Source organism: Paenibacillus sp. FSL R5-0470 (assembly GCF_037975205.1).
In the GTDB taxonomy this organism is placed as follows: domain Bacteria; phylum Bacillota; class Bacilli; order Paenibacillales; family Paenibacillaceae; genus Paenibacillus_AQ.
Genome location: NZ_CP150238.1, coordinates 4,353,850 through 4,368,993, shown reverse-complemented (window position 1 = coordinate 4,368,993; position 15,144 = coordinate 4,353,850). Strand labels below are relative to the sequence as shown.

The following is a 15,144-nucleotide window of genomic DNA, read 5'->3' as shown; positions in this document are numbered from 1 at the left end:
GCAGAATACTATGGGTTTGTACAACAACAGCTTAAGAAGCAAAGGGTATCTGTTCATACGTAATGGCGCAAACATTACGTTCCTTATCCTATTTGCCGCAGCTACCATATTCCCGATATACTTTATGGTCATCTCCTCGTTCGGTGATCCGGTAGAAGCTGGTGCAATGAGCTATTCTATCTTACCATCGAAGATTTCATTTGATTCCTATAAATTCTTCTTTAACTTCAGCCCACATACATGGGACTGGTTATTGAATTCATTTATAGTGGCAGCGTGTATTACGGTATCTAACGTATTTTTTGCTACACTCGCTGGATATGCTTTTGCAAAAATGAAATTTAAAGGAAAAAACATTTTGTTCGCTATTTTGCTGGGATCTATGATGATTCCTGTTCAAGTCACACAGGTTCCACTATATATTTTGATCGTAAATATTTTTGAATTACAAAATACGTACACGGCGTTGATTATGCCGAGCATAGTAACGGTATACAACATCTTCTTGGTTAAGCAGTTCATGTCCTCCATTCCAGTTGAAATTATTGAATCTGCTAAAATCGAAGGTTGTTCCCAGCCTAAAATCTTCTGGTATATCATTATGCCTTTATCTAAAACAATTATGGCAGTACTAGCAATCCTAACGTTCATGGCGGCATGGAATGACTTTTTCTGGCCGTTCCTAGTAACGAATACGATGGATATGCAAACCATTCAGGTCGGCTTGAAAAACTTTCGCTTTGCGAATACAACTTACTTTGCACCGATGATGGCGGGGGCAACCATTTCAGCAGTTCCAATGTTTATTTTGTTCTTCAGTTTACAAAAATACTTCCTTGAAGGGGTAACAGTTGGAGCGGTGAAAGGTTAATGGACAAACAATCAAAAGTTGATGCAACATACTTAGTTGGCTTGATGTCCGGTACATCAGTAGATGGTATTGATGCAGCAGTAGTTAAGCTTTTCCCATCAACCGAAAAAGAGCATGGAGTAGAGATTGAATTACTGGCTTTTGAAAACACACCTTTTGAGATGCAAGTTAGAAACTCCATATTTGAGCTTTTTGATCCCGCTAGCGCTACGATTGATAAGGTTGGCGCAATGAATATGTGGCTTGGCGAATTATACGCCCAAGCCACATTATCCGTTATAGGGAAATGCGGCCTTTCGCCTTCGCAAATATTCGCAGTAGGATCGCATGGTCAAACAATCTATCATGCTCCAGATGAGAATGTTATGGGCGGTTATAATCTGCATTGTACCGTTCAGATTGGGGATGGTGCAGTTATCGCCAATCGCACAGGAATTCCTTGCGTATCAGACTTTCGAATTGCTGACATGGCAATGGGTGGACAAGGAGCTCCGTTAGTACCATTTACCGATTACTTATTGTTTAACAATCCAAAGAAAACACTTCTGATGCAAAATATTGGCGGAATAGGCAATGTGACTGTTTTGCCTGTAAATGCCTCACCGGATGAGGTATTTGCTTTTGATACGGGTCCTGGAAATATGATTATCGATGGCCTTGTATCGCAATTATTTGCACCAATGACAATGGATGTTAATGGCGAAATTGGTGCGGGCGGTCAAGTGATTGATGAGCTATTGAAATGGATGCAGCAGGATAAATATTATACGATGCCGTTACCAAAATCGACAGGCAGAGAACGGTTTGGCCAACAATACGTGGCACAAATTATTGAAATGATGAAGGTTAATCACTGGAAAGCAGAAGATGTTGTTGCAACAGCTACGTACTTAACTGCCTGGAGCATCGTCGATAGCTATGAACGGTATATTGCACCGCAGCACCAGGCTGAGCAATTGTTAATTGGCGGCGGTGGAAGCTATAACAAGACGCTTTTGCGTGATTTACAGCACTTATTTGCACCGCATAACGTGCAGGTGCTGACGCAGGAGGATATCGGTGGTAATAGTGATGCTAAGGAAGCGATTGCTTTTGCTCTGCTAGCGTATTACACGATGGAGCGCTTACCAAACAATATCCCGCTAGTAACTGGAGCTTCACAGCCAGTAGTAATGGGCAAAATTTCCTGGCCCTATATTGGACGTTCACAGGAGGCTTAAATGTTGCAAATCAGACCCTTTTCAATTGAAGATCACTCGGCAGTTGTAGAGCTTTGGAATCGTGAGGCTACAAAATATGATTATAAGCCATTTACAGAGCGAGAGTTTCAAGATACATTCATCGACCATCCTTATTTTGACGCTGACTGTATATGGGTAGGCTGTGACGAAAAAGGGATTGTTGGTTTTGCAGCTGGCTGCTGCGGTGACGATCTCCCTCTTGGAGATGTGGCCGGTTATATTACGAGTGTTATTATAGATACCCATGTGGCTTCTCTGGAGCTTTACGATGCTTTTCTATTGCGTTTAGAAAAAAGATTCCAAGAACTTGGGAAAAGACAAGCGGATGTATTGTTTTTCAACCCTGTTAAGCTGAAGTGGAGTATTCCAAGTGCACCTCAGCATGAGCATAATAATGCCCCGGGCATCAGTAAGGACCTGCCATTATATGAAGCTTTAATGGCTAGAGGCTACGAAGATCGTGCGACGCAATGCGGCATGTATTTAAAACTCGGAAGCTTTATTGTTCCAGAAGATATTTTAGATAAGGAAACCAATGCAAATAGCAAGGACTATTACATTACGTCCTATGTCCCTGATTTACATACAGGGCTTGAAGCAACGCTTGCTGCCCTGCAAAATCCGCAGTGGAAGAAGGATATTGTTACTTATGTGAAGGTTGACGCACCACTTGTAGTAGCTGTGTACGGCAACGAGGTTGTGGGCTTTGCAGGTCCAATTATTTCACAGTCTAATGGTAGAGCATTTTTTTGCGGTATCGGAGTACACCCAGAGCATGAGGGTCATGGCCTTGGCAGTGTATTATTTTTCAGAATGGTTGAAGCTTTTCAAAATGTGGGCTGTCAATATATCTCTCTATTCACTGGAAATAATAATCCGGCTCTTCGAATCTATCAAAAAGCGGGCTTTACTATTGAAAAACAATTTTCTATATTGCGGAGGGAACTTTAAAGATGAGCGAAAAATTCACAGTATTAGCAATTGGAGCGCATGTTGGTGATGTGGAACTAGCTTCTGGTGGTGTGCTCGCTAGTCATAGTTTAAAGGGAGATCGCATTGTGACACTAGCGTTAACTGCGGGTGAACGAGGGGTCCCGGCAGGACAGGATATGAAGGAATATCGTCAGCAAAAAGTGAAAGAGGCACAGGTTTTTGCGGATATGCTAGGCGGTGAAGCCATTGTATTCGATGATTATTGTGACGGAGAGTTGCCTGACAATCAAGAAATTCGTATGGAGGTTTGTGATGTAATTCGTCGCGTGAAGCCTAACATTATTATTACACACTGGAAAAACAGTATGCATAAGGACCATGCGCTAACGCATCATATCGTAAATGATGCCCGTTTCTTCGCAAGTCTATCATCCTTTGAACGAGCGCTCCCCGCGCACTTTGCAGCAAGATTATATTACTCCGAAAACTGGGAGGATGCGGTTGATTATGTCCCTTACGTATATGTGGATTTCGATCAAGCGGCATTTGATCTATGGATAGATGCTTTAAGCAAGCATTGGTTTGTGACGAATAGCAAATCTTTCAAATACATGGATTACTATAAAGCACTAGCAGTTGTTCGCGGCTGTGAAGCAAGAAAGACATATGCAGAAGCATTTATGGTGCCTGCTGAAACGGTGAAGGTTAGGCAGTCTAGTCTTTGGTAACTATTCAATTAGCTAAGAGGGAGTGTTTCTATGTATAGCAGGAAACATTCCCTTGTTCTATTCATTTATGCGAAAAAGCAGCTAGGAGGCAGCTTCATATGGTGTTAAATGGGATTGATTCTATAACGAATTATCGTTATTTGTTCGAAGGTAAGCGCGTAGGATTGATTACAGCGCCGACAGGTCTTACGAAGGATTTTGCATCAACGATTACTATACTACATGAAAATTTTAATCTTGCTGCGATGTTTTCACCTGAGCATGGCGTTCGCGGAGATTTGGATGCAGGGGCAGTAGTAGACACTTACATGGATCCTTTTACGAATGTTCCAGTCTATAGCTTGTACCGTAAAGACTCCAAGCGTTTAACAAAAGAAATGCTGAATGAAGTAGACATCATTGTATACGATATTCAAGATGTTGGTGTACGCTATTACACATTTATTTATACGATGCTGTATGCACTTGAAGATTGTGCAAATGCAGGTGTAGAATTTGTTGTTCTTGATCGTGTTAATCCGCTTAACGGGGTAACGGTAGAAGGGAATGTCTTGAAGCCCGGCTTCAAATCATTTGTTGGAAATTACGAGCTAGCCGTGCGATACGGCTTAACAGCAGGTGAGGTAGCAACGATGGCAAATGATCAAATGAATTGGAATGCATCGCTGCATGTCGTTCGTTTGGAAGGCTGGGAACGGAGCATGTCCTTCCCGGATACAGGACTAACTTGGGTTCATCCTTCACTTGGAATGCCACGATATGAAACAGCTTTATTATATACAGGAACATGTTTATTTGAAGGCACGAACTGCTCGGAAGGACGAGGCACAACGTTCCCGTTTGAAATGATTGGTGCTCCGTTCATTCAAGCGCAGCAATTGGCAGATGAGATGAATGCAAAAGGTATCCCGGGTGTGCTTTTTCGTCCAGTTCATTTCAAGCCAACGTCTTCTAAACATTGTGGCGAGCTATGCGGCGGGGTACAAATTTACATTACAGATCTCCAAGTGCTGAGGCCTTTAGAAGTTGGGGTAACCTTATTATTTACGATAAGAGATTTGTACGAGCAATTTTCATTCCTGCCTCCTGTGAAGGAGGGCTCTCGTCCATTTATCGATTTGCTGGGGGGAGACAACATGTATCGTACGGAAAATATGCAAGCCAAGCAGCTGCTTGAACAGTTTGCAGCGGAAAGCAAGCAGTTTGCAGAAATAACACAGCAGTATCATTTATATCGCTAGAGGAAGGTGAATAATTGATGAGAACAATAGAACATATGAGCTTGCGCGAAAAGATTGGACAAATGTTCGTAACAGGCTTCCCTTCAACCGAGATCACTCCTGAGCTGAAGGAAGTTATTGAGCATTATAAAGTCGGCAATATTATTTTATTCTCACATAATATCGACAATAAATATCAATTAGGCGAGCTTGTTACTGAGCTGCAGCAATGGTACACGACACATACTGGTATCCCTGGTTTTATTACGATCGACCAAGAAGGCGGTCGAGTCACTCGTATGCCTAAAGACGCGACCAATGTTGCTGGAGCCATGGCAATTGCTTCTTCAGGACGACCTGAAAATGCGTATGCAGCAGGCAGAATGACTGCCAGAGAATTGAAAGCATTAGGTATTAATTTTAATCTAGCTCCAGTTATGGACGTTAACAATAATGCATTGAATCCAGTCATAAATGTTCGTTCCTATGGTGATTCTGTTGCAACAGTATCCCAGTATGGAATTCAAATGATGAAGGGATTGCTCGATGGAGGCGTCATGTCCTCACTTAAGCATTTTCCAGGTCATGGTGATACAAATGTCGATTCACATATTGGCTTGCCTACCATTGAAAAAACACTTGAGGAATTAGAGCAGCTTGAGCTGCTGCCGTTTAAGACCGCAATTGAGCAAGGCGCTCAAGCGATTATGAGTGCACATATTTTATTTCCGAAAATTGAAAAATCCGATGTGCCCGGAACTATGTCTCATACCATTATTACAGAGATATTAAAAGGAAAATTAGGATATAAAGGGTTAGTTGTATCGGATTGTTTAGAAATGGACGCGATCAAACGATACTATGGTACGGCAAAAGGAGCGTTAGGAGCTGTTAAAGCAGGTATTGATTTGGTATTCATTAGTCATACTCCTGAGACAGTGAAGGAAGCGATTCATTTGATCGAAGAAGCTGTAGCCACCGGTGATTTGGATGAAGCGCTAATTGATGCAGCTGTTACAAAAATTTTAGCTTATAAAGCACAATATGCGACGATTGAGGAGCTAGATTATGAACTAGTTGGCTGCGATGTACATCGCCGAGCAAATGAGCTAATGCGTACGGAAACGATCTGCCTCATTAAAGGTGAGCTCCAGCCCATTCATACCGGTGACGAGCAAGTGTTATTTATGGGTTCCTATTCATACCGCACCGATCTTGCGTCCAGCAGCTTGAATCAAGCTCTTAGCTTTCCGCAATATATGGGGGAGCATTTTAATACAGCTTATGAGATTATCGACATTGACCCGAGCGAGGAGCAAATCAACGCTGCGCTGCCAAAGGTACAAGGCTACAAGCATATTGTCATCGGCTTGTTCAATGCGCGTGAAAACAAAGGTCAGCTTGCGCTTGTTCAGAAGCTGCTGGCAGCAGGCTGCAAAGTAACGGCCATTACATTAGGTCGCCCGTATGATTTACCGTTAATCGAAGGCGAGTTCTGCGGAATTGCGGCATTTGAGTATACACTTGATGCATTCAAATCACTCCTTCCAATCCTAAATGGTGAGGTTGTACCCACCGCCAATATTACGATACAGATGTAGACAAAAAGTACAACAAGGGGACATAGGTATGGCATTTATCGTTGGAATTGATGGGGGTGGCACGAAAACAGCTGTCACCATTACGCATGACCAGGAAGACTCTTTATTCACCTTTACTGTAGGGCCTATTAATTATAACGGTGGTGATGCTGATGCTATTGCCGCCTCCTTTGAGGAAATTTTTAGTCAAACGAGGCTCTACTGCGGTAATTTACAAGAAGTTGCTCATATATGTATAGGTGCGGCAGGAATAAGTAATCCGCTGGTCATCCATTTGTTGGAGCAGCATGTGAGAAATAACGGTTATATCGGGCCATTAACGATTACAGGCGATCAAGAAACCGCATTATACGGGGCACAAAATGCGATGCAAGGCATCATTCTCATTGCCGGTACAGGATCGATTTGCTTTGGGGTCAATGAAAAAGGAGAGCAGCATCGCACAGGAGGCTTTGGTCATCTGATTGATGACGAGGGAAGCGGTTATAGCATTGGGCGCGATCTATTATCCGTATTAGTTCAAATGGAGGACGGAAGAATAACCGATACGGTCATCCCAGCGATGGTATATGAGCACCTTGGATTAAGCACTGTGAAAGAGATTATTGGCTTTGTTTATGATAAAAATACGACGAAAAAAGATATTGCGCAGCTCGCACCGATTATGACGACCGCATGCGAGAAGGGCGATGCACATGCAATAGCGTTAGCGGAGAAATGTGCAGCCAATCTATATGAGCTTGTTGTGCCTGTTATTGAACGGCTTAAGCTATATGAAAGTCCGATTGCGATTGCAGGAAGTGTGCTGCAAAAGTCTCGCTTTGTGAAAGAAGCCTTGGAGCGAAAGCTCGCACAGAGCTACCCGCAAACAAAGCTGATTTTGCCGATTAAGGATGCAGCCTACGGTGCTGTCCTGTTAGGAAGATCAAAAATGAACAACGACTAGTTTTTGTCGCTTTGGAAAAATAAGGGTGTGTCATAAGTCCGAGCAGTTGGACTTGCGACACACCCTTATTTTAAAATGGTAGGAATCAAAAATGGCTTAAAATTTATCGGTCAAATAAAACACGGCTTGTTGTTTCGGAAATAGAGCTTGAAGGATGTTAGCGTGCTCAGTACTGTCCTTTGCTGCGCCTGCTTCATTATAGCCGAACATGATATAAGTCATGAGCTCGCGTTCATCTACTTCTATTGAAGTATAGGGATTGGTATGATTACTAGCATCGGAAACAGAAAGCTGCTTTTGCTTATAATCCAAGTAGATACAGTCCTCATTGCTGCGAAGTGCAATATGCAGCTCCTGGTCTGCAATTATGTTGCTACGGTTTAGGCGATCTTCTAATTCAGGCTGAAGCTTATGGAAAGTTGAACTGAGATTGATCATTTTCCACATCGCCATATTGATTTGAATTGAATTTGCTTGATGCTGTTGGTAATAGGAATATAGCTTATGGTCCTCTGGGAGCATCGCTAATATTTGCTTTGCATTTTGGCGCAGCTGACATAAGGCATGAAACAAAGCTTCAACGCCGTTTTCGGCTTCGTTCAAATACAATAATTCATTAATAAATACTTGTTCAGTATCTTTCTTTTCAATGATGCCATAAGCGACGATTTTCCCATTTCTGCGAAGGAGCAAGCAGTCAACTTTCTTCCATTCCGGCCAGGTCAATAAATCATTCCAATACGTTTTACTTCGGATCACGGTGTAGGTACGATTCTTATTAAATTGTTCATAGATGAAACGGATATCATCAAGATAACAGGCCTCAAAAGGAATGATTTCATCACTGCTTTGCTGCTGCTCCAAACCTGCTGGTTTTTCAATTGCGAAAGCAGTCTCGGGAATAAGTCTCCAGCCAGCTTTTTCATAAAACGCATGCTTACTAGCCAAAAGCAAGCTTATATCATAATCGGTTTCTTTCATATAGTTGGTCTGCGCATGAAGAATTTTGTGTGCAAGGCCCAGCCCGCGGTAATTTAGATCTGTACCGACACTCCCCATTGCACCCGTTTTCAAGATCGCTTGACCGACTCTAATATGAAACGGGAAAATTTGTACATTAGATGCAATCTTATCGTCAACCATCGCAAACCATGTTGTATCTGGATCATATGTGGTGTCTAGGTCTAATCTTTCTTGGAAAAAAGCTCGGCCTACGGAAAAGCATTCATCTAAAATATCGTAAATCTTGTCAAGCTGCTCTCTAGTTGGATGGTTCATTACGATGATGTTTGGTGTCGTCGTCATCTTCATTTCCTCCTGCGCCGTAATGTTGGGATAAATTAAATAAATGAAAAAAACGATTTTTTGGAATTTAATTTCTTGTTTATAGTTTAATATTGAAAGAAAAATTCGTCAATAAAAGGAACGTGTGGAATCATAGAAGTGATACAAAATTTAGATTGCTCAATATAGTCAAATGAGTATTAGGAAAATAGCGACTTCGGCTGAGCAATTACAAGCACAAAGCGCACAAATGAAGGCGCAGCTTAAAAAGAAGAATGATAAACCGTTCAAGAACTTTTTGCGAAAAATCGGAAATATTTTCATACCAATGATTCCTGCATTTGTTGGAGCGGGTTTAATTGCGGGGAAGTATGATTTCGCAAATTGAGCTAGACTTAAATGAATTGCCAGAATCAGAGAAAAAAGTAGTGGAGTACATTCTTGCAAATGCTAAAGAAGTGCTGCATATGACCATACATGAGTTAGCGACAAAAGCGGAGGCAAGTAGTGCGGCGGTTGTTCGTTTTTGTCGGTCGCTTGGAATAGAGGGCTTTCCAGCGCTGAAAATCCGTTTATCAGCGGAAGTAGAAAATACGCAGTATGTTGGCTACTTTGATGTTGAATCGAATGAAACGGTGCATTCTATCATTGATAAAATGTTGTCAAATACAATACTGACCTTTCAGAATAGGGCCAGCATGATTTTACGGTGGAGCAGCTAGCGAAGACAAGAAAAATGATTGAAATTTTGAATGATTAAATTGCGATAAGAAGCTTCTACCAGAGTATGGTGGAAGTTTTTTTATTGTAAAGTGCTTTAAGCAGATCGAATAGACATTTTGAATGGAGGAGATTTTCTGGAAGCTAAAGTAATAACACTTATTTGAAAGAAAAGACGAAATTCAAAGCAAGAAGAATGAGAATGTTATTTTATTTCAGATTTATCCTGCGAGGCCCGATTTTAATCCTCAGCTGGATAGTTTTACACATATTCTTTGTTATGAAGCGAGTAAACCAGCTGATGTTCCGTTAGATATGATAAGTCATGCTGTCGCTGAGAGTAAGTATGTTACTTACCTGATTTTGAACAGACGTATCCCTTGTGTCGTAATTTTCTTTTTTTAGGAGGAGTTCAACTTTCTTACCCCGCCAACGGCAACGAGATTTGCTCCACTTGAATCTCTTTAATCGAAACGCATTCCGCAAGATAAACCACTTCTCGACGCGCTTTGTTGTACGAACCGTTACTTTTTTATACTTCATAACGGAAGTTAGTTGATTCGATTTTTGTGCAAACGCTAGTTCCACTTGCTTACGGAGATTCAGCATGTGCTCTTGTAGCATAATGCCCTGTGAAACAGGTCCGTAGAAAAACGGGTTTTCCTTGAAGGAATAGCCAAACTGCTTCTCACAAAGGCCTTGTAGCGGACAGGCGGCGCATTTGTCATCGTCTCCGCGAAAACAAGAGGTATATGTTTTTTTATCGAATCCGTCGAAAACAAGGGCATGTCCTTGCTCACATTCCGGTTTTCCTTCATGGGAACAGAGTTCAGGAAATATCGTGTTTTCTGATTTCCGTTACGACCGCTACATCATGCTTAAGGCGCGCTTCTTTTTGATCATCGGCATCGAAATAACCCAAATCGGCCACCAGATAATCGACCTTGAGTCCTTCGATTTTCTTCATTATTTCAATTGGCGGCAGCATTAATTTGACATCCGCCGTATCATTGGGCGGGATGAGCGATCCTTTCGGGCTGGGGCAAACAATGGAATGCTTGCGATAACCAATGAAAAACTTGTTCTGGTTCGCCTTCGCTCGTTGAACGCCGCAGATGGCGTCGTGATCGGAATACGTCTTCTCGCAAAGTCTGCAGCTCAAACTGTAAGTCCATGAAAATGCATCTCGCGTATGGTTTGATGTTGGTAGGGGTACCTTCATTTTACCGTTCCTCGTAAAGGTGCATTTTTTTTAATACATCTTTATGAGCTTTTTGAACAGGCTCTTTAAAGATACAGTGTTTTTCATTTTGATGATTTAAAGATTAATTCTCCAAGTTATTGGAGCTATTTTTGCACATAAATCAATTAATTTAATTCAATTGAATTAATCAAATGAATGAATTATACTTGCAATGTAACAGGTTCATTCATGACATCTATTGGAGGGGGGCCATTCGCATGTATACGGTTGGATGATGACAAAAGGCAACGATCAGCAATGAACTCTGGAAAGAAATAAACGTTAGGAGGAGAAAGAGGTATGAACAATCAAGATACTAGAATCCCTACCTACTCACTTGCGGAAAGAGATCGTAGATGGAACATTGCAAATCAGCTAATGGAAGAAGAGCATGTGGATGTATTGATTGTGTATGGAGATCGAGAAGGTGCGTTCCCTGCTGTATTTAACCCGGACACCTACTTTACGAATGAGCGTCCAGGTTCTATTGTCATTTTCCCTAAGAATGAAGAGCCGATCTCTGTTGTCTTTTTAGCCACTGCTGTGGAAGATCATATTCAAGCTGGATATACGAATACGCAAGGCTGGATACGCCCGGAAAATATGTATGTCGGAAAAATGGGTGCGCACATTGTCAAGATTATGGAAGAGAGAGGACTTACCAATAAAGCATTTGGTGTGATTGGCTTAGAGCCTTATCCTCCCTATTACTTTGATGGAGCCATGCCCTATAATACTTGGCAAACGATCCTAAAAGGATTACCGAATGGGACCTTTAAGCCTGTGGGACACAAATTTTTCGCACTGTCTTCTGTGAAAAGTCAGGAGGAGATCGCGGTATTAAAATGGTCAGCGAACGTTGGGGAAAAAATGTGCCAGGCGATGCTTGAGGCAACGAAGCCAGGCGTGAGAGAAAATGAGATCTATGCGGCAGCGATAAATGCTTGTGCGACCCATGTCGGGTTCACGACAACGATATTAATGGGATCAGGACCAGAGTTCGTAGGATGGGGATTGCCCGCATGGACATATCGACCAGAGGAGCCGCGGGTGATCCAAGAAGGAGATATTATTTTGGCCGAGGTATTTTCATCATTCGGAATGCTAGAGACGCAGCATCAGCCTTCAATCGCTGTAGGAGCTGTGCATCCGGATTTTGAGCGGGCGGCAGCGGCAGCGAGACAATCGTATGAGAACGGAGTAAAAGAGCTGCGGCATGGTGCTACTTTCGGAGACGTGGTTAAAGCGATGAATGAGCCGATGCGTGAAGCAGGAGGTTGGCACGTTCATCCGCTTATTCATTCCATTAGTCCATTTGGTCTTATTGGGGTTGGCGATGAGATTGCACGGTTGCCTGAGGCGAGAGAGTACGGGAAAGTGCTGCCGATCCCATCCATAGGGTTAGAGACCGAACTCAAGACAGGAATGGTGTTTGCATTTGAGCCGAATTGTGTGATTGGTAAGAAGGTCATTAATCTTGGCGGAACGGTGATCGTGGGTGAAGCTGGGGGGATTGAACTAAATAAAAATTCTACTCAGCTGATGAGGGCAACTTGGTAAAATAGCAAAAGGGTACGTATAGAAGAATGTTTATGTCTTCGTTACGTACCCTCTTTTTAATGAGAATAGCCGCTGCATGTACGAATCGACATTTCGCCAAGCTCCTTGGCGATCAAAGCAATGTGTACTTCATCCAAGTCTTGAATCCCTTGGCGTCTCAAATAGGTTTCCTTCGCCACAGAGAACGCAACCGATTGTCCAACAATTGCATGTGCGATTAATATCGTTTTTGGATCTTTTGCGTCTAGATCCATTAATTTACTCACCAAGACGGCAATCATCTGATGTAGTGGCTGGAAGAATTGTTCATACAAAATGTCATAAGCCTCTGTAGGCTGCATCTGCTCTCTTGCGATAAATACACTTCTTGCATTGGCTTCATGATTACCAATCATCGTCTTGGAAAATTGCGTCATGACTTTTTTAAGAGCTTCTGCGGCTTCTTCTTTTGACCGTTTCTCAATCTCTTCTGTCTCAATTAAAGCCTGCTTCAAAAAATCATCTTGAACGGCTGCTGTCAAGCGACGGGCAACCGCTAAGTACAATCCTTTTTTTCCACCGAAATAATACGGAATCGCCGATTGGTTCACACCAGCTTCATCTGCAAGGGTCCGCGTACGTACGCCTTCATAGCCATTTAATCCAAAGATCCGCAGCCCTGCTTCTAATAAACGAGTTTGGGTGGAGTCTTCATTTCCTTTATTCATATCGTTGCTTAGGTTTGTATTCAATGTCCATTCCTCCATACTGTTGAGTATAATTAATTCAAATGAATTAATCAAACTAACTTCCTTTATGAAGTGACGGATTGTACCGAGCAGCACGGCACATATGCTTCCTCTCCATGACCAACAGCGAAAAAAGAAGAAATATTGAGCCGCTCTAGAAGAAAAAGAGTGAATAGCAGTCTCCAAGCTACTCTAACTGGCCCTTTATCGCTCAATTCATGTCCGCGCAAATCATAGCGAAGAATATGATAGTGTTGCTGCAGATAAGGAACAATCAAATCCCAGGAACGTAAATTCATACCCGCTCCGTGGATAATCAGGATAGCGTCTATTTGTTGGTTAAGAGAGTTAGAGTGAAGATATTCATAATAAATGTTCATACCATTTCGATCAAAATAAGGCATATGCTGTTCAGTTTCCTCTCATCATTAAATCGTAAGAGTAATCACATTCAGCACCGAGTGTCACTTTAGCGTCCATAGGAATCACTCGACAAGAGTTGGATAATGTTTATTTATTACCCACACAAGTCATCCAAATTGCAGAATATTTAAAGTAAGTGTCCGAAATCCTATCCTTTACCTACACAGAATTTCAAACAGATGTACTTGCCATAATTCAGTTGTCAGATGAGTAGCTCTGTGTAGCAAAAAAAACTGGATAAATTGTTAATTTCATCCCTACAGTCACTAAAATCGATTATAATAAAATTTATGTTCAAGTCGATTACCTATCCTAAGTTAATAGGATCATCATACGCAAAAAGGCATAGTGATGAATCGCCTATGCTATAAGGGTTATAGAGTTTTCAAATACACACTTATGTATAAGAGGAGGCGAATGATATGACGATAATGCCTGTTATAGTAATGATCCTTGTATTTGTACCTGCCATTGTACTCATGGTAAGCATGCCTTATTTAACAAGAGAGACGATTAGTTTTGGGGTCAACGTCAGCCCTGTACAATTCCAAAGTGAGCCTCTGCACCAGATGCGGAAGTCATATGCTAGGATCAGTGCTACCTTGCATACCATCTTGTTCATTGTTTGTATCATCTGTCTACTATACGGTGATGAACATTCCAAGCAACAAAGTTGGATCATTGTCACTTATTCACTTGCCATGGTCGTAATCTCCCTAGTCATTAACATTAGCTATCATTTCAAAATGAAAAGTTTACTACCTATGCTGCCTATTGCTCTGGAACCATCGATCATGGCAGTGGACACTGGATTTCGGAAAAGAAACATAGGCTTGTCTAATAATTGGTTCCTCATTCATGTTTTAATTACTGTTGTTAGTATTGTAACTGTGCTATACAACTACGATCTGATTCCTGATCAGATTCCGATCCATTACAACAGCAGTTGGAACGTAGACCGCTATGCAGCTAAATCTTTTAGTTCTGTGTTTATGCCTACGATAATGCAAGTGTTCATAACACTTTTGTTCATATTTGAGAATTGGAGTATTCGCAGAGTAAAGCAGCAGGTTCAACCCAATGATCCTAACCGTTCCATCAGACAAGACGCAACTTACCGCCGTACTTGGTCATATTTTATGCTTACAGCAAGCTTCTTAATGGTTATCCTGTTTTCTGTTGTGCAACTAAACATGATATCTCTGCTTAACATGAATTTCGCTATCCCTATTATCCTAATCATAATAGCCCTTATTATCATATACGCCTTTGCCTTAACGTTCTGGGCTGGTCAGGGCGAAAGCCGCTTGAAGCGATCTGCCGATAGCTCCAATGTCAGACCTGTCCATGATGATGATAAATGGCGATTAGGTATGATTTATTTCAATCGTAAAGATCCAAACCTAATCGTCAAGAAAAGGCTCGGAGTCGGCTGGGGATTAAATTTCGGTCACCCAGTAAGCTGGCTGTTTTGGCTCGGAATTATTGTACTGTTAGTTGTGGTGCGGTAACAAGGTTTGGAGGTTAATACTCACCGGAGTATAGGCGAAGTTAGAGTTTCGAAACAGAATATTTACCGAAAAAAACGCCTAAAGGGCGTTTTTTATTATCTTTAAGTATCTCAGTAATATCTTTTTTGAATTAAA

15 protein-coding genes are annotated in these 15,144 nt (G+C 41.8%); 11 read left to right on the top strand and 4 right to left on the bottom strand.

What is annotated here, in order from left to right; all coding sequences use genetic code 11:
* Positions 1-10 precede the first annotated feature (10 nt).
* From MKY99_RS19350 to MKY99_RS19320, 7 genes are all read left to right on the top strand, one after another.
* Positions 11-871, top strand: a complete 861-nt coding sequence (locus MKY99_RS19350) for a carbohydrate ABC transporter permease (RefSeq protein WP_042129105.1) — start codon at positions 11-13, stop codon at positions 869-871.
* Entirely contained in the window at positions 871-2,091 is a 1,221-nt protein-coding gene (locus MKY99_RS19345) for an anhydro-N-acetylmuramic acid kinase (RefSeq protein WP_339265781.1), read from the top strand. Before MKY99_RS19350 ends, MKY99_RS19345 begins: the two co-directional genes overlap by 1 nt.
* On the top strand, positions 2,092-3,063 hold the full coding sequence (locus tag MKY99_RS19340) for a GNAT family N-acetyltransferase (protein ID WP_339265779.1): 972 nt from the start codon (positions 2,092-2,094) through the stop codon (positions 3,061-3,063).
* A 2-nt stretch (positions 3,064-3,065) separates the two neighbouring features.
* Complete coding sequence (locus MKY99_RS19335) at positions 3,066-3,773, top strand: PIG-L family deacetylase (protein WP_076106428.1); 708 nt, start codon at positions 3,066-3,068, stop codon at positions 3,771-3,773.
* Positions 3,774-3,871: 98 nt separating this feature from the next.
* Complete coding sequence (locus tag MKY99_RS19330; protein WP_076141025.1) at positions 3,872-5,014, top strand: DUF1343 domain-containing protein; 1,143 nt, start codon at positions 3,872-3,874, stop codon at positions 5,012-5,014.
* 17 nt (positions 5,015-5,031) lie between these two features.
* Entirely contained in the window at positions 5,032-6,594 is a 1,563-nt protein-coding gene (locus tag MKY99_RS19325; RefSeq protein WP_339265777.1) for a glycoside hydrolase family 3 protein, read from the top strand.
* Positions 6,595-6,622: 28 nt separating this feature from the next.
* On the top strand, positions 6,623-7,540 hold the full coding sequence (locus MKY99_RS19320; protein WP_339265775.1) for a BadF/BadG/BcrA/BcrD ATPase family protein: 918 nt from the start codon (positions 6,623-6,625) through the stop codon (positions 7,538-7,540).
* 96 nt (positions 7,541-7,636) lie between these two features.
* Here the strand turns inward: MKY99_RS19320 and MKY99_RS19315 are convergent, their stop codons facing one another.
* Positions 7,637-8,845 (bottom strand): GNAT family N-acetyltransferase, encoded by a 1,209-nt coding sequence (locus MKY99_RS19315; protein WP_339265773.1) that lies wholly within the window; start codon positions 8,843-8,845, stop codon positions 7,637-7,639.
* 172 nt (positions 8,846-9,017) lie between these two features.
* On the opposite strand from MKY99_RS19315, the gene MKY99_RS19310 reads away from it, so the two are divergent.
* Both MKY99_RS19310 and MKY99_RS19305 read left to right on the top strand, forming a co-directional pair.
* Positions 9,018-9,212 carry a hypothetical protein gene (locus MKY99_RS19310; protein ID WP_076182804.1) on the top strand — a complete coding sequence of 65 codons (195 nt, stop codon included), beginning with the start codon at positions 9,018-9,020 and terminating at the stop codon, positions 9,210-9,212.
* Positions 9,184-9,546: a hypothetical protein gene (locus MKY99_RS19305; protein WP_339265770.1), complete on the top strand. Its 363-nt coding sequence runs from the start codon at positions 9,184-9,186 to the stop codon at positions 9,544-9,546. Before MKY99_RS19310 ends, MKY99_RS19305 begins: the two co-directional genes overlap by 29 nt.
* Positions 9,547-10,373: 827 nt before the next feature.
* Here MKY99_RS19305 and MKY99_RS19300 read toward each other — a convergent pair.
* Entirely contained in the window at positions 10,374-10,766 is a 393-nt protein-coding gene (locus tag MKY99_RS19300; protein ID WP_339265768.1) for a transposase, read from the bottom strand.
* Positions 10,767-11,087: 321 nt separating this feature from the next.
* Between MKY99_RS19300 and MKY99_RS19295 the strand changes: the two genes are divergently transcribed.
* The gene (locus tag MKY99_RS19295; RefSeq protein ID WP_339265766.1) at positions 11,088-12,347 is read left to right on the top strand and encodes a M24 family metallopeptidase; all 1,260 of its coding nucleotides are present in this window, start codon (positions 11,088-11,090) and stop codon (positions 12,345-12,347) included.
* A 56-nt stretch (positions 12,348-12,403) separates the two neighbouring features.
* On the opposite strand, the gene MKY99_RS19290 is transcribed toward MKY99_RS19295, so the two are convergent.
* Both MKY99_RS19290 and MKY99_RS19285 read right to left on the bottom strand, forming a co-directional pair.
* Positions 12,404-13,078 (bottom strand): CerR family C-terminal domain-containing protein, encoded by a 675-nt coding sequence (locus MKY99_RS19290; protein ID WP_339265764.1) that lies wholly within the window; start codon positions 13,076-13,078, stop codon positions 12,404-12,406.
* 62 nt (positions 13,079-13,140) lie between these two features.
* Positions 13,141-13,479, bottom strand: coding sequence for an alpha/beta fold hydrolase (locus MKY99_RS19285; protein WP_339265762.1), 339 nt, complete (start codon positions 13,477-13,479; stop codon positions 13,141-13,143).
* A 441-nt stretch (positions 13,480-13,920) separates the two neighbouring features.
* Between MKY99_RS19285 and MKY99_RS19280 the strand changes: the two genes are divergently transcribed.
* Positions 13,921-15,009, top strand: a complete 1,089-nt coding sequence (locus MKY99_RS19280) for a DUF1648 domain-containing protein (protein ID WP_339265761.1) — start codon at positions 13,921-13,923, stop codon at positions 15,007-15,009.
* The last annotated feature ends 135 nt before the right edge of the window (positions 15,010-15,144 follow it).

Coding starts and splice junctions, on each gene's coding strand:
- MKY99_RS19320 (WP_339265775.1), top strand. CDS start 6,623: ATGGCATTTATCGTTGGAATTGATGGGGGTGGCACGAAAACAGCTGTC.
- MKY99_RS19300 (WP_339265768.1), bottom strand. CDS start 10,766: ATGAAGGTACCCCTACCAACATCAAACCATACGCGAGATGCATTTTCA.
- MKY99_RS19280 (WP_339265761.1), top strand. CDS start 13,921: ATGACGATAATGCCTGTTATAGTAATGATCCTTGTATTTGTACCTGCC.
- MKY99_RS19315 (WP_339265773.1), bottom strand. CDS start 8,845: ATGACGACGACACCAAACATCATCGTAATGAACCATCCAACTAGAGAG.
- MKY99_RS19295 (WP_339265766.1), top strand. CDS start 11,088: ATGAACAATCAAGATACTAGAATCCCTACCTACTCACTTGCGGAAAGA.
- MKY99_RS19285 (WP_339265762.1), bottom strand. CDS start 13,479: ATGCCTTATTTTGATCGAAATGGTATGAACATTTATTATGAATATCTT.
- MKY99_RS19330 (WP_076141025.1), top strand. CDS start 3,872: ATGGTGTTAAATGGGATTGATTCTATAACGAATTATCGTTATTTGTTC.
- MKY99_RS19350 (WP_042129105.1), top strand. CDS start 11: ATGGGTTTGTACAACAACAGCTTAAGAAGCAAAGGGTATCTGTTCATA.
- MKY99_RS19335 (WP_076106428.1), top strand. CDS start 3,066: ATGAGCGAAAAATTCACAGTATTAGCAATTGGAGCGCATGTTGGTGAT.
- MKY99_RS19345 (WP_339265781.1), top strand. CDS start 871: ATGGACAAACAATCAAAAGTTGATGCAACATACTTAGTTGGCTTGATG.
- MKY99_RS19340 (WP_339265779.1), top strand. CDS start 2,092: ATGTTGCAAATCAGACCCTTTTCAATTGAAGATCACTCGGCAGTTGTA.
- MKY99_RS19310 (WP_076182804.1), top strand. CDS start 9,018: ATGAGTATTAGGAAAATAGCGACTTCGGCTGAGCAATTACAAGCACAA.
- MKY99_RS19325 (WP_339265777.1), top strand. CDS start 5,032: ATGAGAACAATAGAACATATGAGCTTGCGCGAAAAGATTGGACAAATG.